At 66.8% G+C, this 23391-nt stretch carries 26 protein-coding genes; 18 read left to right on the top strand and 8 right to left on the bottom strand.

Going from position 1 to position 23391, the window contains the following annotated elements; genetic code table 11:
* Positions 1 to 4 precede the first annotated feature (4 nt).
* Entirely contained in the window at positions 5 to 190 is a 186-nt protein-coding gene (locus QVG61_RS10115; RefSeq protein ID WP_289930513.1) for a hypothetical protein, read from the bottom strand.
* A gap of 237 nt (positions 191 to 427) precedes the next feature.
* On the opposite strand from QVG61_RS10115, the gene QVG61_RS10110 reads away from it, so the two are divergent.
* The 10 genes from QVG61_RS10110 (at position 428) to hisC (ending at position 8220) form a co-directional block, all read left to right on the top strand.
* Entirely contained in the window at positions 428 to 1261 is an 834-nt protein-coding gene (locus tag QVG61_RS10110) for an ATP-binding cassette domain-containing protein (RefSeq protein ID WP_289930512.1), read from the top strand.
* Positions 1258 to 2040 (top strand): lipid asymmetry maintenance ABC transporter permease subunit MlaE, encoded by a 783-nt coding sequence (gene mlaE / locus QVG61_RS10105; protein WP_289930511.1) that lies wholly within the window; start codon positions 1258 to 1260, stop codon positions 2038 to 2040. Before QVG61_RS10110 ends, mlaE begins: the two co-directional genes overlap by 4 nt.
* Positions 2041 to 2052: 12 nt before the next feature.
* Positions 2053 to 2526, top strand: a complete 474-nt coding sequence (gene mlaD / locus QVG61_RS10100) for an outer membrane lipid asymmetry maintenance protein MlaD (protein ID WP_289930510.1) — start codon at positions 2053 to 2055, stop codon at positions 2524 to 2526.
* A complete protein-coding gene (locus tag QVG61_RS10095) occupies positions 2523 to 3167 on the top strand; it encodes an ABC transporter substrate-binding protein (RefSeq protein WP_289930509.1) in 645 nt (214 codons plus the stop codon). The genes mlaD and QVG61_RS10095 overlap by 4 nt, the downstream gene beginning before the upstream one ends.
* Positions 3164 to 3469, top strand: coding sequence for an STAS domain-containing protein (locus tag QVG61_RS10090; RefSeq protein ID WP_289930508.1), 306 nt, complete (start codon positions 3164 to 3166; stop codon positions 3467 to 3469). Before QVG61_RS10095 ends, QVG61_RS10090 begins: the two co-directional genes overlap by 4 nt.
* 109 nt (positions 3470 to 3578) lie before the next feature.
* Entirely contained in the window at positions 3579 to 3818 is a 240-nt protein-coding gene (locus tag QVG61_RS10085) for a BolA family protein (RefSeq protein ID WP_289930507.1), read from the top strand.
* 11 nt (positions 3819 to 3829) lie between these two features.
* Complete coding sequence (gene murA / locus QVG61_RS10080) at positions 3830 to 5089, top strand: UDP-N-acetylglucosamine 1-carboxyvinyltransferase (RefSeq protein WP_289930506.1); 1260 nt, start codon at positions 3830 to 3832, stop codon at positions 5087 to 5089.
* A 35-nt stretch (positions 5090 to 5124) separates the two neighbouring features.
* On the top strand, positions 5125 to 5766 hold the full coding sequence (hisG, locus tag QVG61_RS10075; RefSeq protein ID WP_289930505.1) for an ATP phosphoribosyltransferase: 642 nt from the start codon (positions 5125 to 5127) through the stop codon (positions 5764 to 5766).
* 29 nt (positions 5767 to 5795) lie between these two features.
* The gene (gene hisD, locus QVG61_RS10070; RefSeq protein ID WP_289930504.1) at positions 5796 to 7100 is read left to right on the top strand and encodes a histidinol dehydrogenase; all 1305 of its coding nucleotides are present in this window, start codon (positions 5796 to 5798) and stop codon (positions 7098 to 7100) included.
* 28 nt (positions 7101 to 7128) lie between these two features.
* The gene (gene hisC / locus QVG61_RS10065) at positions 7129 to 8220 is read left to right on the top strand and encodes a histidinol-phosphate transaminase (protein ID WP_289930503.1); all 1092 of its coding nucleotides are present in this window, start codon (positions 7129 to 7131) and stop codon (positions 8218 to 8220) included.
* A gap of 267 nt (positions 8221 to 8487) precedes the next feature.
* Here the strand turns inward: hisC and QVG61_RS10060 are convergent, their stop codons facing one another.
* Positions 8488 to 9645 (bottom strand): Do family serine endopeptidase, encoded by a 1158-nt coding sequence (locus QVG61_RS10060; RefSeq protein WP_289930502.1) that lies wholly within the window; start codon positions 9643 to 9645, stop codon positions 8488 to 8490.
* Positions 9646 to 9764: 119 nt separating this feature from the next.
* Between QVG61_RS10060 and QVG61_RS10055 the strand changes: the two genes are divergently transcribed.
* The 7 genes from QVG61_RS10055 to QVG61_RS10025 all read left to right on the top strand — a co-directional run bounded on the left by QVG61_RS10055 (position 9765) and on the right by QVG61_RS10025 (position 15090).
* Positions 9765 to 10523 (top strand): Nif3-like dinuclear metal center hexameric protein, encoded by a 759-nt coding sequence (locus tag QVG61_RS10055; protein WP_289930501.1) that lies wholly within the window; start codon positions 9765 to 9767, stop codon positions 10521 to 10523.
* 195 nt (positions 10524 to 10718) lie between these two features.
* Positions 10719 to 11312: a ubiquinol-cytochrome c reductase iron-sulfur subunit gene (gene petA, locus QVG61_RS10050; RefSeq protein WP_289930500.1), complete on the top strand. Its 594-nt coding sequence runs from the start codon at positions 10719 to 10721 to the stop codon at positions 11310 to 11312.
* Positions 11312 to 12562: a cytochrome bc complex cytochrome b subunit gene (locus QVG61_RS10045; RefSeq protein ID WP_289930499.1), complete on the top strand. Its 1251-nt coding sequence runs from the start codon at positions 11312 to 11314 to the stop codon at positions 12560 to 12562. The genes petA and QVG61_RS10045 overlap by 1 nt, the downstream gene beginning before the upstream one ends.
* A complete protein-coding gene (locus QVG61_RS10040) occupies positions 12562 to 13302 on the top strand; it encodes a cytochrome c1 (protein ID WP_289930498.1) in 741 nt (246 codons plus the stop codon). Before QVG61_RS10045 ends, QVG61_RS10040 begins: the two co-directional genes overlap by 1 nt.
* Positions 13303 to 13397: 95 nt before the next feature.
* Entirely contained in the window at positions 13398 to 14024 is a 627-nt protein-coding gene (gene sspA / locus QVG61_RS10035) for a stringent starvation protein SspA (protein ID WP_289930497.1), read from the top strand.
* Between the two features lie 55 nt (positions 14025 to 14079).
* Positions 14080 to 14463: a ClpXP protease specificity-enhancing factor gene (locus tag QVG61_RS10030; RefSeq protein WP_289930496.1), complete on the top strand. Its 384-nt coding sequence runs from the start codon at positions 14080 to 14082 to the stop codon at positions 14461 to 14463.
* A gap of 129 nt (positions 14464 to 14592) precedes the next feature.
* On the top strand, positions 14593 to 15090 hold the full coding sequence (locus tag QVG61_RS10025; RefSeq protein ID WP_289930495.1) for an O-acetyl-ADP-ribose deacetylase: 498 nt from the start codon (positions 14593 to 14595) through the stop codon (positions 15088 to 15090).
* A gap of 70 nt (positions 15091 to 15160) precedes the next feature.
* On the opposite strand, the gene QVG61_RS10020 is transcribed toward QVG61_RS10025, so the two are convergent.
* Genes QVG61_RS10020 through QVG61_RS10005 form a run of 4 tightly spaced genes read right to left on the bottom strand, consistent with a single transcriptional unit; the run spans position 15161 to position 18688 of the window.
* A complete protein-coding gene (locus QVG61_RS10020) occupies positions 15161 to 15751 on the bottom strand; it encodes a BON domain-containing protein (protein ID WP_289930494.1) in 591 nt (196 codons plus the stop codon).
* Between the two features lie 4 nt (positions 15752 to 15755).
* Positions 15756 to 16349, bottom strand: a complete 594-nt coding sequence (locus QVG61_RS10015) for a phosphoheptose isomerase (RefSeq protein WP_289930493.1) — start codon at positions 16347 to 16349, stop codon at positions 15756 to 15758.
* Positions 16350 to 16359: 10 nt separating this feature from the next.
* Positions 16360 to 16755, bottom strand: coding sequence for a YraN family protein (locus QVG61_RS10010; RefSeq protein ID WP_289930492.1), 396 nt, complete (start codon positions 16753 to 16755; stop codon positions 16360 to 16362).
* Positions 16700 to 18688: a penicillin-binding protein activator gene (locus tag QVG61_RS10005; RefSeq protein ID WP_289930491.1), complete on the bottom strand. Its 1989-nt coding sequence runs from the start codon at positions 18686 to 18688 to the stop codon at positions 16700 to 16702. Before QVG61_RS10005 ends, QVG61_RS10010 begins: the two co-directional genes overlap by 56 nt.
* Before the next feature lie 73 nt (positions 18689 to 18761).
* On the opposite strand from QVG61_RS10005, the gene rsmI reads away from it, so the two are divergent.
* The gene (gene rsmI, locus QVG61_RS10000) at positions 18762 to 19619 is read left to right on the top strand and encodes a 16S rRNA (cytidine(1402)-2'-O)-methyltransferase (protein ID WP_289930490.1); all 858 of its coding nucleotides are present in this window, start codon (positions 18762 to 18764) and stop codon (positions 19617 to 19619) included.
* 906 nt (positions 19620 to 20525) lie between these two features.
* Here rsmI and yegQ read toward each other — a convergent pair.
* Both yegQ and queG read right to left on the bottom strand, forming a co-directional pair.
* On the bottom strand, positions 20526 to 21803 hold the full coding sequence (gene yegQ / locus QVG61_RS09995; protein WP_289930489.1) for a tRNA 5-hydroxyuridine modification protein YegQ: 1278 nt from the start codon (positions 21801 to 21803) through the stop codon (positions 20526 to 20528).
* Between the two features lie 278 nt (positions 21804 to 22081).
* Entirely contained in the window at positions 22082 to 23209 is a 1128-nt protein-coding gene (gene queG / locus QVG61_RS09990) for a tRNA epoxyqueuosine(34) reductase QueG (RefSeq protein ID WP_289930488.1), read from the bottom strand.
* Positions 23210 to 23391 lie beyond the last annotated feature (182 nt).

Genomic DNA, 23391 nt, shown 5'->3' with positions numbered 1-23391 from the left:
GACGTCAGCGGGCATCGACTTTGGTGGCGCCGCAGCGCGCGCAGCGGTAGCGGGTGACCAGCTTTCCGGACTTGACGTCGAACGGCGTCGCTTTTTCCGCCTGCCACTTGTGGAAGCCGCGGCGGCAGAGGGTGTTGCCCTTGTGGCGCTGGCTGGCGCTGGGCCGTTTGAAGGGGAGGACGTTGCTCATCCGGAGATCTCGTCAAAAACGCCGGCCATCATACCCCGTCCGGCCGGCCGGCCCAAAGTGTCCCGGGATCAAGAGCGGGCCGCTGCTGCCGATGAAAACCCTGGATCGGTGTCGTTTTTTTGTGACAGTCACTGTCTGAATCGCAACGAAGCGGTTGACGGCGGCGCCCGGCTTGGGAAGACTGGCGCCTCCTCTCTGACGCGTCTCGCTTGCCGGCCCGTCCTTCAGGAACACGGAATGAACAAGGAACAACAAACGGATGCATCCGGGGATGTGCTGGTCAAGGTGCGTGGGCTGCGTTTCGCGCGCGGCAGCCGCTGGATCTTCGACGGCGTCGATCTCGACATTCCGCGCGGCAAGGTGACGGCCATCATGGGGCCGAGCGGCACCGGCAAGACCACCCTGCTGCGGCTGATCGGTGGCCAGCTCAAGCCGCATGCGGGCAGCCTCTGGGTGGACGGCGAGGAGGTGCCGAGCCTGCGCCTCCGCGAGCTTTACCGGCTGCGCCAGCGCATCGGCATGCTGTTCCAGAGCGGCGCCCTGCTGACCGATCTCAACGTCTACGACAACGTCGCCTTTCCGCTGCGCGAACACACCGATCTGCCGGAGATCATGATCCGCGACCTGGTGCTGATGAAGCTGCAGGCGGTGGGCCTGCGCGGCGCGCGCGGGCTGATGCCCAGCGAACTGTCGGGGGGGATGGCGCGGCGCGTGGCGCTGGCCCGTGCCATCGCCCTGGATCCGATGATGATCATGTACGACGAGCCCTTCACCGGCCAGGACCCGATCTCCATGGGCGCCCTGGTGCAGCTGATCCGCTTGCTCAACGACGCCCTCGGACTGACCTCCATCGTGGTCTCCCACGACGTGCAGGAGACCGCGGCCATCGCCGACTACATCTATGTGCTGTCCGAGGGCAAGGTGGTCGATCACGGCACGCCGGAGGCCCTCAACCAGTCCGAGTCGCCCTGGGTGATGCAGTTCATGCACGGCCTGCCCGATGGGCCGGTGCCCTTCCACTACCGGGCGCCGCCCTATCTCGACGATCTGCTGGGGGAGGGCGGCGCGTGATCCGCGGCCTGCAGCGGCTGGGCCAGATCGGCCTGGCGTTCTTCGAACGCCTGGGCAGGGGACACCTGTTCCTGCTGCATGTGCTGCTCGGCCTGCCCTCGCTGCTGCCGCGGCCACGGCTGGTGGTGCAGCAGCTGTATGCCGTCGGCGTGCTGTCGCTGCTGATCATCCTCGTCTCCGGCCTGTTCGTGGGCATGGTGCTGGGCCTGCAGGGCTACAACACCCTGGTCGATTTCGGTGCCGAGGAGTCGCTGGGCGTGATGGTTGCCCTGTCGCTGGTGCGCGAGCTGGGGCCGGTGGTGGCGGCGCTGCTGTTCGCCGGCCGCGCCGGTTCGGCGCTGACCGCGGAGATCGGCCTGATGAAGGCCACCGAGCAGCTCTCCGGGATGGAGATGATGGCCGTCGATCCGGTGAAGCGGGTGGTGGCGCCGCGTTTCCTGGCCGGCTTCGTCTCCATGCCACTGCTGGCCGCCATGTTCAGCGCGGTCGGCGTCTATGGCGGCTACTTCGTCGGTGTCGGCCTGCTCGGCGTCGACGATGGCGCCTTCTGGTCGCAGATGCAGGCCAAGGTCGACCTTCACGAGGATGTTTATAATGGCGTCATCAAGAGCCTGGTGTTCGGTTTCGTGGTGACCTGGATCGCGGTCTTCGAGGGCTACGATGCGGTGCCCACCTCGGAAGGGGTGAGCCGTGCCACCACGCGCACCGTGGTGCATGCGGCCCTCGCGGTGCTGGGGCTGGATTTCGTGCTGACGGCGCTGATGTTCGGGGAAGTTTAGGGGTATTGGCGGATGGATCGGATCAAGACAATGGAAATCATGGTCGGCCTGTTCGTGGCCGCCGGGCTGGCCGCGCTCTTCGTGCTGGCCATGAAGGTCAGCAACCTGAGCAGCTTCACCGACGAGAAGGACACCTATACCCTGACCGCGCGCTTCGACAACATCGGCGGTCTCAAGGTCCGTTCCCCGGTGTCCGTGGCCGGGGTGCGCATCGGCCGGGTGGCAGCCATCGATTTCGACAACGACACCTTCGAGGCCGTGGTCAGGCTGGCCATCGCCCGCAAGTACGATCACTTTCCGGCCGATACCTCGGCGCAGATCTTCACCGCCGGGCTGCTTGGCGAGCAGTATGTCGGCCTGGAGCCGGGCGGTGAGGAGCGGGTGCTGAAGGACGGTGACGAGATCCGCCTCACCCAGTCGGCCCTGGTGCTGGAGCAGATCATCGGCCAGTTCCTTTACAGCAAGGCCCAGGAGGGAGGCAAGTGATAGCCCGCCTCGGTCGCTGGATGCTGCTGATCTGGCTGCTGCTGACCACTGGCGCCGTGCTGGCCGTGGAGGATCCGGCACCGCTGCAACTGGTGAAGCAGACCTCGGACCGAATGCTTACCGTGCTGCGTGCCGAGCGTGAGCTGCTGCGCCGGGAGCCGGAGCGGCTCTACGGCCTGGTCGAGGACATCGTTCTGCCCCATTTCGATTTCGAGCGCATGGGGCGCTGGGTGCTGGGCAAGTACTGGCGGCGGGCCACGCCGGCGCAGCGCCAGCGCTTCGTCGAGGCGTTCCGCAACCTGCTGGTGCGCACCTATGGCACGGCGCTGCTCGAATACCGTGACGAGACCATCCGTTACCTGCCGTTCCGCATGGCACCCGACGATACCCGGGTAACGGTGCGCACCGAGGTACTGCGCCCCGGTGGCCAGCCGATCCCCATCAACTACAGCATGTATCTCGCCGCCAACGGCTGGAAGGTGGACGACATCAGCATCGACGGTATCAGCCTGGTCAGCAACTACCGCAGCACCTTCGCCGCCGAGATCCGCCAGCATGGCCTCGACGGCCTGATCGCCCGGCTGGAGGAGATGAACCGCAAGGCGGCAGAGCACAGCCCGGGGGATGCGGCAGGGGCATGAGCGAGGCCCGCATCGAGTTGCAGGGCGAGGGGCGTTTCGCCGTGCGTGGCGAACTCAGCTTCGCCACCGTTCCCGCTCTCCTGCGCAGCTCGCTGACGCTGTTCGAGGCCGCGCCGCGGCTCGACATCGACCTCTCCGGGGTGGAACGTTCCGACAGTGCCGGGCTGGCCCTGCTGGTGGAATGGATGCGCGAGGCCCGGCGCCACGACAAGCCGGTGCGCTTCCTCAACACCCCGCGGCAGATGCTGGCCATCGCCCGGGTCAGCAGCCTGGACCAGATCCTGCCCCTGGTGCGCGACTGAGGCCGGTCGCACGGCGGGCTGGCCCAGTCCGGCGGTTTTCCTTTATCATGATCCTCTTTTCGATGCCCTGCCGCCCGGCGGCGGGAGCCCCACACAGCCGCGAGACAGCATGCAAGCCGAAGACATCAAGCAACTGATCCAGGCCGCCCTGCCCGATGCCGAGGTAACGGTGACCGGCGACGGTGATCATTTCGATGCCACCGTGGTTAGCGCCTCGTTCCGGGAGCTGAGCATGGTGAAGCAGCATCAGAGCGTCTACGCCGCCCTCGGTGACCGCTTCCGCAACGAGATCCACGCCCTCTCCCTGCACACCTACACGCCGGAGCAGTGGGCGCGCCGCGTCCAGTAGCTGGAGGTCCGGTGGACAGACTGATCATCAGCGGCGGCGCCCCGCTTCGCGGCCAGATCCGCATCTCCGGCGCCAAGAACGCGGTGCTGCCGATCCTGGCCGCCACCCTGCTCGCCGACAGCACGGTCACCGTGGGCAACGTGCCTCACCTGCACGACGTGACCACCACCATGGAGCTGCTCGGCCGCATGGGGGTGGAGCTGGTGGTCGGTGAGCGCATGAACATCGAGGTCGACCCGCGCCCCATCCACCAGTTCCAGGCGCCCTACGAACTGGTCAAGACCATGCGCGCCTCGATCCTGGTGCTGGGGCCGCTGCTGGCGCGCTACGGCCGGGCCGACGTCTCCCTGCCCGGCGGCTGCGCCATCGGCTCGCGTCCGGTCAACCTGCACGTCAAGGGGCTGGCCGCGATGGGCGCCGAGATTAGCGTGGAGAACGGCTACATCAAGGCCCGCGCCAGCCGGCTGCATGGCAGCCGGCTGGTGATGGACATGGTCACCGTGACCGGTACCGAGAACCTGATGATGGCCGCGACCCTCGCCGAAGGTGAGACGCTGATCGAGAATGCCGCCCGCGAGCCCGAGGTGGTCGACCTGGCGAATTTCCTCAACAGCATGGGGGCGAGGATCGAGGGCGCGGGCACCGACACCATCCGCATCCAGGGGGTCGACAGCCTGCGTGGCGTCCAGTACCGGGTGCTGCCCGACCGCATCGAGACCGGTACCTACCTGGTGGCCGCCGCCATCACCGGCGGCAAGGTGCGGCTCAAGGATACCCGCCCGGACATCATGGACGCGGTGCTGCAGGCCCTCGGCGAGGCCGGGGCGCGGATCGAGACCGGCGAGGACTGGATCGAACTGGACATGGAGGGCCGCCGGCCCCGGGCGGTCAATCTGCGCACCGCGCCCTATCCGGCCTTCCCCACCGACATGCAGGCCCAGTTCACGGCGCTCAACGCCATCGCCGAGGGCACCGGCACGGTCACCGAGACGGTGTTCGAGAACCGCTTCATGCACATCTCGGAGATGCAGCGCATGGGGGCCGATGTCCGGGTGGAGGGCAACACCGCCATTACCCGCGGCGTCGAGCGCCTCACCGCGGCGCCGGTGATGGCTACCGATCTGCGCGCCTCGGCCAGCCTGGTACTGGCCGGTTTGGTCGCCGACGGCGACACCCTGGTCGACCGCATCTATCATATCGACCGCGGTTACGAGTGCATCGAGGAGAAGCTGGCCCAGCTCGGTGCGCAGATCCGCCGCGTACCCACCTGAACGGCCGCAGCCGGCGAGGAGACAGGGAAACAGACATGAGCTCAGAGGCCCTCACCATCGCAGTCTCCAAGGGGCGCATCTTCAAGGATGCGCTGCCGCTGCTGGCGCATGCCGGCATCGAGCCGGTCGACGATCCCGCGACCAGCCGCAAGCTGATCCTCGACACCAACCAGGAACGGGTGAAGCTGGTGATCATCCGCGCCACCGATGTGCCGACCTACGTGCAATACGGGGCTGCGGATCTCGGCATCGCCGGCAAGGACGTGCTGCTGGAGCATGGCGGCGCCGGGCTGTACGAGCCGCTGGACCTGAAGATCGCCCGCTGCCGGCTGATGGTCGCAGGCCGCCCGGGCGGTGTCGAGCCGGGGCGCCGGCTACGCATCGCCACCAAGTACGTGCAGAGCGCCCGCCGCCACTACGCGGCCCAGGGGCGGCAGGTGGAGATCATCAAGCTGTACGGTTCCATGGAGCTGGCGCCGCTGGTCGACCTGGCCGATCTGATCGTCGATCTGGTCGATACCGGCAACACGCTCAAGGCCAATGGCCTGGTGCCCCTGGAACACATCGCCGACATCAGCTCGCGGCTGGTGGTGAACAAGGCTGCGATGAAGATGAAACATTCCGCCATCGGCCGCTTCGTGGACCGCCTGGCCGAGGCGGTGGCCCAGGCAGACTGAGGGCGGCACCCCGAGACGAGGTAGTCAAGATGCTGGAGATCAAGCAACTCACGGCCGAGGCCCCCGATTTCTGGTCGCAGCTGGAATCGCTGCTCGCCTGGGAGGGGGGCGCCAACGAGGCGGTCGAGGCGACGGTGCGCGAGATCCTCGCCGCGGTTCGGGCGCGCGGCGATGCCGCCCTGGTCGAGTACAGCAACCGCTTCGACCGCCTGCAGGCGTCGGCCATGGCCGAGCTGGAGATCCCCCTCGCCCGCCTGCAGCAGGCCCTGCAGCGGATCCCCGCCGAGCAGCGCGAGGCGCTGGAAGGCGCGGCGGCACGGATCCGCGCCTATGCCGAGCGGCAGAAGCTGGAGTCCTGGTCCTACACCGAGCCCGACGGCACCCTGCTCGGCCAGCAGGTGACCCCCCTGGACCGGGTCGGTCTCTACGTGCCGGGCGGCAAGGCGGCCTATCCCTCCTCGGTACTGATGAACGCCGTGCCGGCCAAGGTGGCCGGGGTCGGCGAACTGATCATGGTGGTGCCCACTCCGGACGGCGAGCTCAACGAGCTGGTGCTGGCAGCGGCGGCCATCGCCGGCGTCGACCGGGTGTTCGCCATCGGTGGCGCCCAGGCGGTGGCGGCGCTGGCCTATGGCACCGAGACGGTGCCGGCGGTGGACAAGATCGTCGGTCCCGGCAACATCTACGTGGCTACCGCCAAGGGCATGGTGTTCGGCAGCGTCGGTATCGACATGATCGCCGGCCCTTCGGAGATCCTGGTGATCTGCGACGGTGACACCGACCCGGACTGGATCGCCATGGACCTCTTCTCGCAGGCCGAGCATGACGAGGATGCCCAGGCCATCCTGGTCTCGCCGGACGAGGGTTTCCTGGAGCGCGTCGCGGCGAGTATCGACAGGCTGTTGCCGACCATGGAACGCCAGGGGATCATCCGCACCTCGCTGGGCGGGCGCGGAGCCCTGATCCGGGTGGGCGATCTGGAGCAGGCCGTCGAGGTGGCCAATTTCATCGCCCCCGAGCACCTGGAACTGTCGGTGGCCCGGCCCGAGGCCCTGCTGCCGCAGATCCGCCATGCCGGCGCCATCTTCATGGGCCGCTACACGGCCGAGGCCCTCGGCGACTACTGTGCCGGGCCCAACCACGTGCTGCCGACCTCGCGCACGGCGCGTTTCTCATCGCCGCTCGGTGTCTACGACTTCCAGAAGCGGACCAGCCTGATCAACTGCTCGCCGCAGGGCGCAGCGGAGCTCGGTCGCACCGCCTCGGTGCTGGCGCGTGGCGAGGGCCTGACCGCCCATGCCCGCTCGGCGGAATACCGGATCAGGAAGTCCTGAGCGCCGTAGCTGCGGCGAAGCCCCTGTCATGAGCCGATCCCCCGACGACAAGGTCAGACGCTGGATCCGCCCCGAGGTGCGGGCCCTGACGGCCTATCATGTGCCGGATCCCGGCGACGCCATCAAGCTGGACGCCATGGAGAACCCCTATCCCTGGCCGGAGGCGCTGGTCGACGAGTGGCTGGACGTGTTGCGTCGGGTCAGTCTCAACCGCTACCCGGACCCGGCCGCGCGGCGCCTCAAGGCGGCACTGCAGGAGGCGATGGGGGTGCCGGAGGGAATGGAACTGCTGCTCGGCAATGGCTCGGACGAGCTGATCCAGATGCTGGCCCTGGCGGTGGCCGGACCGGAACGGGTGATCCTCGCCCCCGAGCCGAGCTTCGTCATGTACCGTCTGATCGCCGCAGTGGCCGGGCTACGCTACGTCGGGGTGCCGCTGCAGGCGGATTTTGCCCTCGATAGCGAGGCGATGCTGGCGGCGATTGCGAGCCACCAGCCGGCGCTGGTGTTTCTCGCCTACCCCAACAATCCCACCGGCAACCTGTTCGACGCCACGGCGATGCGGGCGGTGATCGAGGCCAGTCCCGGCCTGGTGGTGGTCGACGAGGCCTATGCCGCCTTCGCCCGCGACAGCTTCATGGAGGCGCTGGCCGAGCATGACAACCTGCTGGTGCTGCGCACGGTGTCGAAGATGGGCCTGGCCGGGTTGCGCCTCGGCCTGCTGGCTGGAGCGCCCGCCTGGCTGGAGGAGATCGACAAGACCCGCCTGCCCTACAACATCAACGTGCTGACCCAGGCCAGCGCCGAGTTCGCCCTGGCCCACCGGGCGGTGCTCGATGAGCAGACCGCTGCCATTCGCCGCGATCGGGAGAGCCTGTTCCAGGCCCTGGCCGCGCTGCCCGGCCTGCAGGTCTATCCCAGCGAGGCCAATTTCATCCTCTTCCGCACCCCGCCGGGACGCGCCGCTGCCCTCTTCGAGGGACTGCGTGAGCGTGGCATCCTGATCAAGTACCTGAGCGGGGCGGGCGGCGCGCTCGCCGACTGCCTGCGGGTCACGGTCGGCACCCCGGAGGAGAACCGCGCCTTCCTCGACGCCCTGGCCGGCTTGCTGGCGGCCTGAGATCGACAGGCAGAAAGTGTAACCCCCTCCAGGCGGCTCTCTCCTCATGGCCGCTTCGGCCTTGTATACAGCCTGAATGCCGATCATGCCGGCCGCCTTGGTGCAATATCCGGGTTAACACCACACCAATCGTGGCCTGGAGGCCGCTCCTACAACATATTGTGCCGTCGCGCCTCGTAGGAGCGGCCTCCAGGCCGCGATGCCCGGAGTCAATCGTACGGGCACAAGCTGGGCCCCGCTGCGAGGGCCCGTTTGCGAGCCGCCCGGTTAGCCCGGCCGGCGGGCGACGGTCACGCTGAGGCTGAACGGCCGGCCCTGGCGCATGCCTTCCAGCACCAGCCGGCTGCCCGGCGGCGTGGCGGCGATGCGGTTCATGGCATCGTGGGCATCCTTCACCGGGGTGCCACCCATACGCAGCACCACGTCGCCCGGTTCCAGACCGGCCTGGTCGGCCGGGCCGTTGCGCAGCACGCCGGCGATCAGCAGGCCGTGGGTATCCTCCAGGCCGAAGGACTCGGCCAGCACCGGGTTCAGGTCCTGAGCCTCGATGCCCAGCCAGCCGCGCACCACCCGGCCGTGCTCGATGAGCTGCTTCATCACCCCCTTGGCGATGCTCTCCGGAATGGCGAAGCCGATTCCCTGGGAACCGCCGGACTTGCTGAAGATGGCGGTGTTGATGCCCACCAGCTCGCCATAGGCGTTGATCAGCGCGCCGCCGGAGTTGCCGGGATTTATGGCGGCGTCGGTCTGGATGAAGTTCTCGTAGGTGCTGATGCCGAGCTGGTTGCGGCCGGTGGCACTGACGATGCCGAGGGTGACCGTCTGGCCGACGCCGAAGGGGTTGCCGATGGCCAGCACCACGTCGCCGACCCGCAGCCGCTCGGAATCGCCGATGACGATGCTCGGCAGGTCGTCGGCCTCGATCGACAGCACCGCCACGTCGGTGTCCGCGTCGGCACCGACCAGGGTCGCTTGCAGGGCGCGGCCGTCGTGCAGCAGCACCTGGATCTGATCGGCGCCGGCGACCACGTGGCGGTTGGTCAGCACATAGCCCTGGGGGCTGACGATCACCCCGGAGCCGAGGCTGGTCTGCAGTCGCTTGCGCTGACCGGCGGCACGCTCGCCGAAGAAGTAGCGGAACAGCGGATCGTCGAGCAGCGGGTTGCGCCGCTGGGTGATGACCTTGGTGGTGTAGATGTTGACCACCGCCGGTGCAGCGCGCGCCACGGCATCGGCATAGGAGACCGGGGCGGGGGCGGCGGCGCTACCCTGGCCCGGCGGATGTGCCGCCGGGCTCTCATGGATTTCCACCACCGCTGGCATGTCGCGGAACAGCTCCGGCTTGAGCACGAACAGCAGGGCCGCCGCCAGCAGGCCGACGACCGCCGACTGCAGCAGGAAGGTGAGGAGTCTGGGTGAATTCATGGTGATTTTCGCCCTGGTCTGGAAGGGGGGAGGCGGGCCGCAAGTGGCGGGCGCGCCATATCATTCCCGCCGGCCAGTGGGTATGATGCCGCGCACCGTCCGGTCACCGGGAGCGACACATGGTAGCAATTGACGAACTCGTTGCGTACACAGATTCCTTGCTGCAGGTGGAGGATTTCCGGGATTACTGCCCCAACGGCCTGCAGGTGGCGGGGCGCGGTGAGGTGCGCCGCCTGATCAGCGGGGTGACCGCCAGCCAGGCACTGATCGATGCTGCCGTGGCCGCCGGTGCCGACGCCCTGCTGGTCCACCATGGCTGGTTCTGGAAGGGCGAGGATCCCCGGGTGATCGGTATCCGCCGTCAGCGGCTGGCCACCCTGCTGGCCCACGACATCAGCCTGCTCGCCTACCATCTGCCGCTCGATGCCCATCCTCGGCTCGGCAACAACGTCCGGCTCGGCGAGCTGCTGGGCTGGGAGGCGGCCGGGCGTTTCGGCCGCGGCGAGGGGCCGGATCTGGCGCTCTGGGGACGGCTGCCGGCGGCACTGACGCCGGCAGGGCTGGCCGCCCGGCTGACGGAGGTCCTCGGGCATCCCGCACTGCATCTTCCCGGCGGCGGGGAGGTCATCGAGCGCATCGGCTGGTGCACCGGCGCCGCCCAGTCCTGGCTGGAGGCTGCCGCCGGCCTGGGGCTGGATGCCTTCGTTTCCGGCGAGGTCTCGGAGCCCACGGCCCACCTGGCGCGCGAGTTGGGTATCCATTATTTTGCGGCCGGGCATCATGCCACCGAGCGCTACGGGGTCCAGGCACTGGGCGTGCACCTCGCAGAGAAGTTCAAGCTGGAACACGAGTTTATCGATCTCTACGTGCCGGTCTGAGCCCCCCGTCGTTTGACCTGCCCGGTCAGTTGGAGGACAATTCCCGGCCTTCTCGGGGCGGATTTGGCAGACCCGGATCATGGTCCACCTGATCAAGATCAAATCGGGGAGCTTCGGAATCCTGCTAAAATAGCGCGCTTTGTTCGACCCTGAAATCGATAACGAACGAATTTCACACGTAAACCGGGAGAACCTTTGATGAGTGATGGCGTAGACACCAGCAGGCGCCGCTTGCTGACGGCCGCGACCGTGGTTGTCGGTGGCGTGGGTGCCGGGTTCGCTTTGGTTCCCTTCGTCGAGTCCATGCTGCCCAGCGCCAAGGCCAAGGCGGCGGGGGCTCCGGTCGAAGCGGACATCAGCAAACTCGAGGCAGGTCAGATGATCCGTGTCGAATGGCGTGGCAAGCCCGTCTGGATCGTGAAGCGGACCGAGGAGATGCTCGCCACCCTCCCGGAGCTGGAGGGGACCCTCAGCGATCCCGACTCCGACATGCCGCAGCAGCCGGACTATGCCAAGAACCCGCATCGTTCCATCAAGCCCGAGATCCTGGTGCTGATCGGCATCTGTACCCATCTCGGCTGCTCGCCGACCTTCCGTCCCGAGGTGGCCCCGGCCGATCTCGGCCCGGAGTGGAAGGGCGGTTTCTTCTGTCCCTGTCACGGTTCCCGCTACGATCTGGCCGGTCGCGTCTACAAGGGCCAGCCCGCACCCCTGAATCTGGTGGTGCCGCCGCATCGTTATGTCGGTGAATCCGTCATCCTGGTTGGCGAAGATCAAGGAGTTGCATAATGGCTGGTGCAAGCAGTGAAAAATGGCAGGGCGGCGTCCTCGGCTGGATCGATGCCCGCTTTCCGCTGAGTTCTCTCTGGTATGACCATCTGGCGCGCTACTATGCGCCGAAGAACTTCAATTTCTGGTATTTCTTCGGCTCGCTGGCGATGCTGGTGCTGGTCATCCAGATCGTCTCCGGCATCTTCCTGACCATGAACTACAAGCCGGACGCCGAAAAGGCCTTCGGTGCCGTCGAGTACATCATGCGCGACGTGGACTGGGGCTGGCTGATCCGCTACATCCACTCCACCGGCGCCTCGGCCTTCTTCATCGTGGTCTACCTGCACATGTTCCGCGGTCTGCTCTACGGTTCCTACCGCAAGCCGCGTGAGCTGATCTGGATCTTCGGTGTGCTGATCTACCTGTGCCTGATGGCCGAGGCCTTCTTCGGTTACCTGCTGCCCTGGGGGCAGATGTCCTACTGGGGCGCCCAGGTGATCGTCTCGCTGTTCGCCGCCATTCCGGTGATCGGCGACGACCTGGCATTGTGGATCCGCGGCGACTACGTGATCGCGGATGCCACCCTGAACCGCTTCTTCGCCTTCCACGTGATCGCCGTGCCGCTGGTGCTGATCGGCCTGGTGGTGGCGCACATCATGGCGCTGCACGAGGTCGGTTCCAACAACCCGGACGGCATCGAGATCAAGAAGAACAAGGACGAGAACGGCATCCCGCTGGACGGTATTCCCTTCCACCCCTACTACACGGTGAAGGATATCGTCGGCGTGGTGGTGTTCCTGATGTTCTTCTCGGCGGTGGTCTTCTTCGCGCCGGAGATGGGCGGCTACTTCCTGGAACACCCCAACTTCGTGCCGGCCAATCCGCTGAAGACCCCCGAGCACATCGCTCCGGTGTGGTACTTCACGCCCTTCTACGCCATCCTCCGTGCCGTGCCCAGCATGGGCGGTTCCGCCTTCCCCGGCGTGGCTGCGATGGGCGCCGCAGTGGTGATCCTGTTCTTCCTGCCCTGGCTTGATCGCAGCCCGGTCAAGTCGATCCGCTACAAGGGGCCGATCTTCAAGACCATGCTGGCCCTGTTCGTGGTTGCCTTCGTGATCCTCGGCTATCTCGGTACCCAGCCGGCGACGCCGGGCAAGACGCTGCTGGCACGTATCTGCACCGTCTACTACTTCGTGTTCTTCCTGCTGATGCCCATCTATACCAAGATGGACTCTACGAAGCCGGTACCAGAGAGGGTGACGCACTGATGAAAAAGGCAATCCTGACATTCGTTCTTGCACTGATGCCTGCCTTGGGCATGGCCAGTGGCGGCGGCATCCACCTCGACGAGGCGGATATCGACGTCAGCAACCAGCAGTCGCTGCAGCGCGGTGCCCGGCTGTTCGTCAACTACTGCCTGAGCTGCCATTCGGCCCAGTATCAGCGCTACAACCGCATGGCCCGCGATCTCGGCCTCACCGATCAGCAGGTGATCGACAACCTGATGTTCGCTGGCGAGAAGGTCGGTGAGCTGATGACCATCGCCATGCCGCCGGCACAGGCCGAGGAATGGTTCGGTGCACCGCCGCCGGATCTGACCCTGGTGGCCCGCGCCCGTGGTGTGGACTGGCTGTACACCTATCTGCGCACCTTCTACATCGACGAGTCGCGGCCGTTCGGTGTCAACAACCTGGTGTTCGAGAGCGTCGGCATGCCGCACGTGCTCTGGGAGCTGCAGGGTCTGCAGAAGGCCGTGTTCCGCACCGAGACCGACCACGAGGGCAACGAGCACCAGGTGTTCGACCACTTCGAGACGGTCAAGGAAGGCAAGATGTCGCCGACCGAGTACGATCAGGCGATGCGCGACCTGGTGGCCTTCATGTCCTACATGGCCGAGCCCGTCCAGTTGGAACGTCAGCGTCTCGGCATCTGGGTGATGCTCTACCTGGCGATCTTCTTCGTCGTGGCCTACATGCTGAAGAAGGAATACTGGAAGGACGTCCATTAATTCGCCTTGCGGATCAAGGCGGGGCGGTGTCTCAGGCCGCCTCGCCTTTTCGCGTTTCTCAGTCAGACAAAATTTCTAGAGCAGGAGAGGCTGGTATGGCTGTAGTCGCCAATCGTCGATCGGTCATGACGCTGTTTTCGGAAGCGGCATGTCCGTACAGCCACCGGGTGCGTATCGTGCTGGCCGAAAAGGGCATCACGGTGGAGATCGTCAACATCGATCTCGACAACAAGCCCGAGGACCTGATCGACCTCAATCCCTATCAAACCGTCCCCACCCTGGTCGATCGCGAGCTGGTGCTCTACGACTCGCGGGTGATCATGGAATACCTCGATGAGCGCTTCCCGCATCCGCCGCTGATGCCGGTCGATCCGGTGTCGCGTGCCCGCTCGCGGCTGGCCATGTATCGGATCGACAAGGACTGGTACAGCCTGCTCACCGAGATCGAGACCAAGGGCGAGAAGGCGGCGGCCAAGGCGCGCAAGATGTTGCGTGACAGCATCGCCTCCAGTGCCGAGGTGTTTGCCGCCATGCCCTTCTTCCTGAGCGAGGAGTTCAGCCTGGTGGACTGTTATGTCGCACCGCTGCTGTGGCGTCTGCCCCACTACCGCATCGACTTGCCGAAACAGGCCAAGCCGGTGCTGGACTATGCAGAGCGTATCTTCTCGCGTGAGTCCTTTCAGGAAAGCCTGACCGAGACCGAGCGCGAGATGCGTGAGTAGGGGGCTCAGCCCACCCGCTCTTCCTTGTTAGCCGCCGAGCCGTACCCCGACGCCCATGACGCCGAGCCGACCCTATCTGCTGCGCGCCATCAATGAATGGATCCTCGACAACCAGCTCACCCCCTATCTGCTGGTCGATGCCGAGCAGCCGGGGGTGGAGGTGCCGCGGCAGTTCGTCGAGAACGGCAAGATCGTGCTCAACATCAATCCCCAGGCGGTGCAGGATCTGCACCTCGGCAACGAGGCGCTGAGCTTCAACGCCCGCTTCCAGGGCAAACCCTGGCAGATCCATATCCCCATCGAGGCGGTGCTGGCCATCTATGCCCAGGAGAACGGCCGCGGCATGATGTTCAGCGAGGAGGAGGGCAATGAACCGCCGCCCTCCGACGACGGCCAGCCTCCGCGCGGCGGCCGCCCCTCGCTGAAGGTCGTCAAGTAACGGGGATGACCGCCACGAAACCCGTGACCGGATCCATTCCTGCGCTCCGTGCTTCACGCGGCGCCGCAATCCCAAGGCATTTCCGTGGAGTTCGGCGGGGCGTGGTCGGCATCCGGCAATGGTGACAGGATGATCCGCGTCGTGCAGGGCGACATCACCGAATTGCAGGTGGATGCCATCGTCAATGCCGCCAACGAGTCGCTGCTCGGTGGTGGCGGGGTGGACGGCGCCATCCATCGGGCGGCGGGTCCGCGGTTGCTGGCGTACAACCGCCGGCTCGGCGGCTGCCCGACCGGCGAAGCGCGGATCAGTCCCGGTTTCGATTTGCCCGCCAGCTGGGTGATCTCCACCGTCGGCCCGGTGTGGCGAGGTGGCGAGCAGGGCGAGGCGGCACTGCTCGAGGCCTGTTACCGCAACAGCCTGCAGCTGGCGCTGGAACATGGCGTGCGCAGCATCGCCTTTCCGGCGATCAGTACCGGTGTCTACGGCTTCCCCAAACTGGCGGCGGCACGCATTGCGCTGCGGGTGATGCGTGAATTCGAGGACCGCTTCGAGGAAATCATTGCCTGCTGTTTCTCCGGGCAAGACGCGGAGATCTATCGCAGGGAGCTAGAAGTTCGGAGCTAGAAGTTCAAAGCCAGAAGTTCGAAGCCAGAAGCTGGGCGTGCTACGCCCGCCCAACCTCCAATTTCGGCTTCTAATCCAGATATTCGAACAGCTTCACCACCCGCTGCACGCCGCTCACCCGGCGTGCCGCCTCGGCCGCGGCGTCACCCTCGACGCGCCGCACCAGGCCCATCAGGTAGACGGTGCCATTCTCGGTGACCACCTTGACCCGGGTCGGATCGAAGCCCGGCACGTCCTTGATGCTGAACAGGCCGACCTTCACCTTGGCGGTGATCAGGGTGTCACTGGAACGGCTCATCATCGAACTGGGAGCGGCGACCTTCAGCTCGTTGTGCACCTTGCGCACCCGGTCGATGCCGCGCACGATGTCGGCGGCCCGCTGGCGCAGTGTTTCGCTCGGTGCCTCGCCGGAGAGCAGCACGATCATGTTGTAGCTGGTGACGTTGAGATGGGCCTGATCGCGCAGCTGGGGGTCCTTGCGCAGGGCGATCAACGCCTTGAGTTCTATGGACTGATCTTCGATGAAGGTGCCGGCGGTGCGGCGGTCATGGGCCACGGTGGCGCCGGTGGCGGCGGTGGTGCCAACCACTGCGGGGGTGCAGCCGGCCAGGCCGGTGGCGGTCAGCAGGATGGCGAGTAATGGGGTGATCCAGCGGGGCATGGTGTCAGTCCTCCTGTCCCAGTAGTTGGTGATCGATCAGGTCGCACAGGCAATGGACGACCAGGATGTGGACCTCCTGGATGCGCGCCGTGGCGCTTGCCGGCACGCGGATTTCGACATCCTGGTTGACCAGCAGTTCAGAGAGTGTACCGCCATCGCGCCCGGTGAGGGCGATCACCTGCATCTCCCGGTCATGGGCGGCGTGGGCGGCCTGGATGACGTTGGCCGAGTTGCCGCTGGTGGAGATGGCCAGCAGTACATCGCCAGGCTGACCGAGGGCCCGCACCTGCTTGGCGAAGACCTCCTCGAAACGGTAGTCGTTGGCGATCGAGGTCAGGGTGGAGCTGTCGGTGGTGAGGGCGATGGCCGGCAGACCGGGGCGCTCCATCTCGAAGCGGTTGAGCATCTCCGAGGAGAAGTGCTGGGCATCGGCTGCCGAGCCGCCGTTGCCACAGCAGAGGATCTTGTGTTCTGCGAGCAGGGCACGGGTGATCAGCTCGGCGGCATGGGCGATACCCGGGGCCACCGCCTCCAGGGCCTGTTGCTTGGTCTGGATGCTGTCGTTGAACTGTTGTCTGATGCGGGCGATCGGGTCCATCGCGCGTTCCTCAGCAGGCGTCGAAGGCGTTGCGGATCCAGTCGATCCGCGCTGGTTCGTGGGGTCCATCGGATGCCGCGATGGCGACCACGTCGAAGCGCATTGGCCGCTCCTGCAGTCGCGGGTGGCGCTGGAGGTAGTGCAGGGCGCAGTGACGGATGCGTTCCCGCTTGCGTCGGTCGACACTCTCCAGGCCGCTGCCGTAGTCGCTGCGGCTGCGGTATCGTACCTCAACGAAGATCAGGCTGTCCCCCTGCTGCATGATCAGGTCGATCTCCCCGCCACGGCAATGGAAGTTGCGTGCCAGCAGCCGCAGCCCATGGCGTTGCAGGTAATGCAGGGCCCGGTCTTCAGCGTAGCGGCCCCGCAGACGGTTGCGGTTGTTCCTGCCCCGGTTCCAGATCATGACGGTCATCCTTGACGTGGTCATCGAGAGTGGTCGCTGTCGCCGGCGACAGGGGCGGCAGCGGGTAGACCGCCTCCAGCCGGCGTGGCCGGCCGTCGGCGAATTCCGCCCACAGCAGCTGGCGGTGCAGTCGGCCCCGGGCATCCAGCCAGAGGCGGCCGCTGAGGCCCTCGAAGGTCTGGCCGACGGCCGTCTGCTGCAGTTGCGGGAGGACATCGTGGGCATCGATGCCAAAGGCGAACAGCCGGCGGTAGTGGCGCAGGCGTTCCGGCCAGAGGCTGGTGATGAGCTGATCGAGGTGCGGGCGGCTGGCCTGCGGTTCCAGCACCCAGGGCATGTCGCAGAAACGCAGGCCGTTCATGTCGCGGTCGCGCTCGGGGTCGAGGTTGCCGCTGAAGGGGTGCGAGGTGGCATACACCGGCAGCTCGGCAGCGTGGTGGAAACGCAGCAGCGGGCGCAGCAGGCGCGCGGTGGCCGGCCGGGCAAGCACGAAGACGAAGTCGGCGTCGCGCCGGCGGCGTGGTTCGAATTCCAGTCGCTGGCCGAGCAGCCGGCTGAGCTGTTGGCGGCGGCGTTCACTGGCATCGAGGTTGAGAAGCTCGCGGACCTGGCCGGAGAGCGCCTTGCGATCCTGTGAATAGTGCTGGACCTCCAGCAGCTGGCCACCCAGCGCCTCCCAGTGCTCCAGGAAGGCGTGCAGTACCCGATCTCCCCAGGCGCCCTCCGGCACCAGGGCCAGGGCCCGCTGCCGGCCGTCGGCGGCGGCGCGTTCGGCGACCTGGCGGGCCTCGTCCTCCGGGGCCAGGGCGAACTGGTAGAGCCCCTGCGGCAGGTTGTCCTGGAGGGGGATGCGGTTGAGTGCCAGCACCGGCACTTCCAGCTCGCCGGTCCGCGCAAGCTCGGCCACCGCCTCCTTCGCCAGCGGGCCGATGACGAACTCGGCACCGTCCTCGATCGCCTGGCGGTACAGGCCCCAGACCCGCTGCGGATCGCCGGCGGTATCGTAGAATTGCAGGGTTTCGCCATCGCGCCGGGCGTCGTAGTGGGCGGCCAGCAGACCGTCGCGGATGGCCGCTGCGGCGCCGGCCAGTTCACCGCTGAGCGGCAGCAGCACGCCGAGGTGGCGGGGCGCAGGGCCGGCTTCGGGCGAGGCCAGCAGCTCGACCGTCGTCTCCTCGAGGGCCGGGTGGCCCGGATAGCGCTGCTGCCAGGCCGCCAGCGCCTGTTGGCGTTGCTCGCTTCCCGCCGGGAGGCTGCGTTCTAGCAGTACCCGTTCCATCCAGCCGGCGAGGACGTCCGGCGGCATGCCGCGCAGCTGGATCAGGGCCGTGTCGCTGAGTCGGTTGAGGGACTGCCAGATCAGCCGGTGATTGGCCCGGCGCTGCTCGGGATCGTCCAGCAGGGCATCCAGCCAGACCCGCTCGCGGGCCGCCTCCAGCGGGTTGCCGAGCTGGTCGTAGGCCCGGGCGCGCAGCCGGTGGAAGGCCACCTCGGTCTCCGGGGGCAGCCTGTCCTGCAGGATGGCGAGGCTGTCCAGTGCCTGTTGAGGCCGGTTCAGATCCAGCTCGGCCGCGGCGCGCAGCAGGCCGGCCTCGAGCTGCCGGGGCGCTGTCAGGCGGGTGCCGTCGAGGGTTTCCAGCAGGGCCAGCGCCTCGGCGGGGCGAGCGGCCTGGCGGTAGGCCTCGGCAGCGCGCAGCAGCAGCCTGCTGCGTGCCTCCCCCTGCAGTTCCTCCGCCGCCTGCTGGAAGAGAGCGGCGGCGGCAAGCGGGGCGCCCTCGGCCAGCCGCTGTTCGGCCTGGCCGATCAGCGGCGAGCGGCTCTCGACCGGCGGGCGGACCGGCACCTGGCCGCTGCAGCCGAACAGCAGCAGGCAGGCCAGAAGGCAGACGGGGCCGGAGAGGCGGGAGGCGCTGCGGGGCCGCGACCCGGTCACGAGCGGTTGGGCAAAGTTTTCATTGCAGGGTATTGTACCGGTTTTATACGCCAAGTCAGAGGATCGAATCCCCGTGTCCGGCACCCTCTATGTGGTCGCGACCCCCATCGGCAACCGGGCCGACATCAGTGCCCGGGCCATCGAGGTGTTGTCCGCCGTGGACCTGATCGCCGCGGAGGACACCCGCCACAGCCGGCCGCTGCTCAAGCACTACGGCGTCCGCACCCCCTTGCAGGCACTGCACGAGCACAACGAGCGGCAGCAGGCCGAGGCCCTGGTCGCGCGCCTCAAGGCGGGGGAGTCCATCGCCCTGATCTCGGATGCCGGTACACCGCTGATCAGCGACCCCGGATTCAACCTGGTGCGTGCCGCGCGTGCCGCCGGGGTGACGGTGGTACCGGTGCCCGGTCCCAGTGCCCTGATCGCTGCCCTCTCCGCGGCCGGACTGCCCACCGACCGTTTCGTGTTCGAGGGTTTCCTGCCGTCGCGGCCCGCAGCGCGCCGCGAGCGGCTGGCGGCGCTGGCGGAAGAGCCCCGCACCCTGGTGTTCTACGAGTCCAGCCATCGCATCGCCGACAGCCTGGCCGACATGCGCGAGTTGTTCGGTGCCGGGCGGCCCGCGGCGGTGGCGCGGGAACTGAGCAAGGCCTTCGAGGAGATCCAGTCCGGCACCCTGGAAGAACTGCTCGACTGGTTGCAGGCCGACCCCAATCGCCGCCGCGGCGAGTTCGTGGTACTGGTGCACGGGGCGCCGCCGGCCGCGGAGGACGAGGACGAGGCGCGGCGGGTGCTGGGCGTGCTGCTGGAGGAGATGCCGCTGAAGAAGGCCGCCGCGTTGGCGGCCCGCCTCACTGGCCAGCGCAAGAACCGCCTCTACCAGCTGGCACTGGAGATGACGGCCGAAGGCGCGTCGGAAGGGGAGAGGCCCTGAGGCGGCTGAACACGGCATATTTATTAACCCGGCAGGGGGATCTTTCATGGTCATATCGTCCCTGTATTCCAGCATGGCCCCCCTTCATGCGCGCCGCCTTGGTGCAATATCCGGGCTTTAACACCACTCCAATCGCGGCCTGGAGACCGCTCCTACAACATATTGTGCCGCCACGCCCCGTAGGAGCGGCCTCCAGGCCGCGATGCTCGGAGTCGATCGTACAGGCACAAACCGTAACCCGCCCAAGGGGCCTTTCGTGGCCATATTGTCCCTGTATTACAGCACGAACCCCCTTCATGCGCGCCGCCTTGGTGCAATATCCGGGCTTTAACACCACTCCAATCGCGGCCTGGAGACCGCTCCTACAACATATTGTGCCGCCACGCCCCGTAGGAGCGGCCTCCAGGCCGCGATGCTCGGAGTCGATCGTACAGGTACAAACTGTAACCCGCCCAAGGGGCCTTTCATGGCCATATTGTCCCTGTATTACAGCACGAACCCCCTTCATGCGCGCCGCCTTGGTGCAATATCCGGGCTTTAACACCACTCCAATCGCGGCCTGGAGACCGCTCCTACAACATATTGTGCCGCCACGCCCCGTAGGAGCGGCCTCCAGGCCGCGATGCTCGGAGTCGATCGTACAGGCACCGTAACCCGCCCAAGGGGCCTTTCATGGCCATATTGTCCCTGTATTACAGCATGAACCCCCTTCATGCGCGCCGCCCTGGTGCAATATCCGGGCTAGCAGCCTGTCGGACTTGGGCGATCGTAGCGAGCAGGGTGGGAGAACGAGAACGAATCTTCACGATTTCGAGGCGCATAGTGGGCACTACGCAACGAGAAATCGGGGAGATTCGGGCCGCTCTCCCAGCCGCGCAGTAGATCAGTCCTGAGTCCGACAGGCTGCTAGGGCAGGGTGCGGGCCAGCAGGCCCATGGCGTAGTCGCCGGGAGGCAGGGGGATGCACACCTGGTGGCCGCCGCCCGGCGCCTCGGCCAGCGGCCGGCCCTGGCGGTCGAGCAGGGTCTGCAGACGGAAGCGCCGGTTGCCTCCAGGCAGGATCAGCTCCAGCTCGTCACCGGTCGCGAACTTGTTCTTCACCTCGACCTGGGCCAGGCCGCTGTCCGCATCGTAGCCGCTCAGCTCGCCGACGAAGCGCTGGCGCACGCTCTCCGAGCGGCTCGCCAGGTAGTTCTGATAGGCCTGGTGGTGATGTCGCTGGAAGAAGCCGTCGGTATAGCCACGGTTGGCGAGGTTGTCCAGGCTGCCCAGCAGCCGCGGATCGAAGGGCCGCCCGGCCAGGGCGTCATCGATGGCCCGGCGATAGACCTGGGTGGTGCGCGCCACGTAGTAGTGGGACTTGGTGCGGCCCTCGATCTTCAGGCTGTCGACGCCGATCCGCACCAGCCGTTCGACGTGCTCCACGGCACGCAGGTCCCTGGAGTTCATGATGTAGGTGCCGTGCTCGTCCTCCTCCACCGGCATCAGCTCGCCTGGACGCTCGGCCTCCTCCAGCAGCGAAATCCGGGTCGCCGGCTGCAGGTCGCCGCTTTCGTCGGGCCGCGCCTCGTGCACCTGGTAGCTCCAGCGGCAGGCGTTGGTGCAGCTGCCCTGGTTGGCGTCGCGATGGTTGAAGTAGCCGGACAGCAGGCAGCGACCGGAGTAGGCGATGCACAGCGCGCCGTGCACGAACACCTCCAGCTCCACCTCCGGGCACTGGTTGCGGATCTCCTCGACCTCGTCCAGGGACAGCTCGCGCGAGAGGATGATGCGTCGGATGCCGAGTCGTTCCCAGAAGCGCACAGCGGCATGATTCATGGTGTTGGCCTGCACCGACAGATGCACCGGCAGCTCCGGCCAGCGTTCGCGCACCAGCATGATCAGGCCGGGGTCGGCCATGATCAGGGCGTCCGGGCCGAGCTCCAGCACCGGTTCGAGGTCGGTGAGGAAGGTCTTCAGCTTGGCGTTGTGCGGCAGCAGGTTGCTGGTCAGGAAGAAACGCTTGCCCTGCGCGTGGGTCAGGGCGATACCTTCAGCCAGGCGTTCCAGGGTGCTGAAGTCGTTGTTGCGCACCCGCAGCGAATAGCGCGGCATGCCGGCATAGACGGCATCGGCGCCATAGGCCAGGGCGTAGCGCAGGTTGCGCAGGGTGCCGGCGGGTGCCAGCAGCTCCGGGGTCTTCATGGGGGGCGGTTCGGCACGGAAAACCCGAAGTATATCATCCCCACCTGCTGAATTCTGAATCCCAGCTTCCAACTTCTAACCCGGATATTGCACCAAGGCAGGCTCCGTGGAGCGGGTGGCAGGATGGCGCGGTACCCCTTGCGCCTCGATCGCGGCCTGGAGGCCGCTCCTACGGGGCATGGCGGCACAATGTGTTGTCGTAGGAGCGGTCTCCAGGCCGCGATCGGGGGATCCACGGCGGGCAATGCCCGGGGCCAATCGAACAGGCCAAAGCCGGGTTACGAGTTCCTGGCCCATTTACCGGCCTGCACGCCGGTCATGCGGGCCGCCTCCGGGCTAACTCCTAAATTTTCCAGCGCCCACTCGACATGCTCCCGCACCAGCGGCGAGGGGTGCTCCAGTCGCGCCGCCAGGGCCTCGGTGATCGCGGCTTCAGGGGGGGCATTGCCCAGTGCCACGGCGAGATTGCGCAGCCAGCGCTGGTGGCCGATGCGGCGGATGGGCGAGCCCTCGGTGCGTCTGAGGAAGGTTGCCTCGTCCCAGCCGAACAGTTCGATCAGGGCCGCGGCGTCCAGGCCATGGCGGGGCAGGAAGTCGGTTTCCGGCGTCGGCTGGCTGAAGCGGTTCCAGGGACAGACCAGCTGACAGTCGTCGCAGCCGTAGATGTGATTGCCGAGCAGCGGCCGCAGCGCTTCGGGGATGGGGCCGTGCAGTTCGATGGTCAGATAGGAGATGCAGCGTCGGGCGTCGAGGGTGTAGGGGGCGATGATGGCCCCGGTGGGGCAGACGTCGATGCAGGCACGGCAGTCGCCGCAATGGTTGTCGGCCGGATTGTCCACCGGCAGCGGCAAGTCGGTATAGAGTTCGCCGAGGAAGAACCAGGAACCCGCGCGGGCGTTGATCAGGTTGGTGTGCTTGCCGATCCAGCCGAGCCCGGCGCGCTGGGCCAGCGGTTTCTCCAGTACCGGCGCGCTGTCGGTGAAGGCGCGGTAGCCGAAGGGGCCGATGGCCTGCTCGATGCGCGCGGCCAGCTTTTGCAGCCGTTTGCGCAGCAGCTTGTGGTAGTCGCGGCCGAGGGCATAGCGGGAGATGAAGGCGCGGATCGGGTCTTCGAGCACGGCGCGGCTGTCCGCCGCCGGCTCGGGCCAGTAGTCGAGCCGTACCGAAATCACCCGCAGGGTGCCCGGCTCAAGCTCGGCCGGTCGGCTGCGCCGGCTGCCGTGGCGCGCCATGTAGTCCATCTCGCCATGATAGCCGGCGGCCAGCCAGTCGAGCAGGCGGCGTTCGGCGTCGGCCAGATCGACGTCGGTGATGCCGATCTGCTGGAAGCCGAGTTCGCGGCCCCAGGCCTTGATGCGGCGGGCCAGGTCGGCGTAGTCGATGGCATCTGGGGCGGGTTGGGACATGCGGGGGCCGGCGGGTATAGAATCCTCGCACCAGTTTAACCCGGATATTGCGCCAAGGCGCCCCCCACGAGAGAGGTTCGAGCCATGATCCAAGTACTACAAGGCAGTGACAGGCCCGGATGGGCGGATGACGGTTTGTGCCTATTCGATTTCAGACCGAATCCGGCTGCGCATCTTGGCCG

It is taken from the genome of Thiohalobacter sp. IOR34 (assembly GCF_030406045.1).
Lineage (GTDB): Bacteria > Pseudomonadota > Gammaproteobacteria > Thiohalobacterales > Thiohalobacteraceae.
Note: the sequence above shows the minus strand (reverse complement) of the source record. Positions and strands in the feature narration are given on the sequence as shown.

Excerpts from the sequence above, each read along its gene's own strand:
- QVG61_RS10115 (WP_289930513.1), bottom strand. The coding sequence starts at position 190 with ATGAGCAACGTCCTCCCCTTCAAACGGCCCAGCGCCAGCCAGCGCCAC.
- QVG61_RS10110 (WP_289930512.1), top strand. The coding sequence starts at position 428 with ATGAACAAGGAACAACAAACGGATGCATCCGGGGATGTGCTGGTCAAG.
- mlaD (WP_289930510.1), top strand. The coding sequence starts at position 2,053 with ATGGATCGGATCAAGACAATGGAAATCATGGTCGGCCTGTTCGTGGCC.
- QVG61_RS10090 (WP_289930508.1), top strand. The coding sequence starts at position 3,164 with ATGAGCGAGGCCCGCATCGAGTTGCAGGGCGAGGGGCGTTTCGCCGTG.
- QVG61_RS10085 (WP_289930507.1), top strand. The coding sequence starts at position 3,579 with ATGCAAGCCGAAGACATCAAGCAACTGATCCAGGCCGCCCTGCCCGAT.
- hisG (WP_289930505.1), top strand. The coding sequence starts at position 5,125 with ATGAGCTCAGAGGCCCTCACCATCGCAGTCTCCAAGGGGCGCATCTTC.
- hisD (WP_289930504.1), top strand. The coding sequence starts at position 5,796 with ATGCTGGAGATCAAGCAACTCACGGCCGAGGCCCCCGATTTCTGGTCG.
- hisC (WP_289930503.1), top strand. The coding sequence starts at position 7,129 with ATGAGCCGATCCCCCGACGACAAGGTCAGACGCTGGATCCGCCCCGAG.
- QVG61_RS10060 (WP_289930502.1), bottom strand. The coding sequence starts at position 9,645 with ATGAATTCACCCAGACTCCTCACCTTCCTGCTGCAGTCGGCGGTCGTC.
- QVG61_RS10055 (WP_289930501.1), top strand. The coding sequence starts at position 9,765 with ATGGTAGCAATTGACGAACTCGTTGCGTACACAGATTCCTTGCTGCAG.
- QVG61_RS10045 (WP_289930499.1), top strand. The coding sequence starts at position 11,312 with ATGGCTGGTGCAAGCAGTGAAAAATGGCAGGGCGGCGTCCTCGGCTGG.
- QVG61_RS10040 (WP_289930498.1), top strand. The coding sequence starts at position 12,562 with ATGAAAAAGGCAATCCTGACATTCGTTCTTGCACTGATGCCTGCCTTG.
- sspA (WP_289930497.1), top strand. The coding sequence starts at position 13,398 with ATGGCTGTAGTCGCCAATCGTCGATCGGTCATGACGCTGTTTTCGGAA.
- QVG61_RS10030 (WP_289930496.1), top strand. The coding sequence starts at position 14,080 with ATGACGCCGAGCCGACCCTATCTGCTGCGCGCCATCAATGAATGGATC.
- QVG61_RS10025 (WP_289930495.1), top strand. The coding sequence starts at position 14,593 with ATGATCCGCGTCGTGCAGGGCGACATCACCGAATTGCAGGTGGATGCC.
- QVG61_RS10020 (WP_289930494.1), bottom strand. The coding sequence starts at position 15,751 with ATGCCCCGCTGGATCACCCCATTACTCGCCATCCTGCTGACCGCCACC.
- QVG61_RS10015 (WP_289930493.1), bottom strand. The coding sequence starts at position 16,349 with ATGGACCCGATCGCCCGCATCAGACAACAGTTCAACGACAGCATCCAG.
- QVG61_RS10010 (WP_289930492.1), bottom strand. The coding sequence starts at position 16,755 with ATGATCTGGAACCGGGGCAGGAACAACCGCAACCGTCTGCGGGGCCGC.
- yegQ (WP_289930489.1), bottom strand. The coding sequence starts at position 21,803 with ATGAAGACCCCGGAGCTGCTGGCACCCGCCGGCACCCTGCGCAACCTG.
- queG (WP_289930488.1), bottom strand. The coding sequence starts at position 23,209 with ATGTCCCAACCCGCCCCAGATGCCATCGACTACGCCGACCTGGCCCGC.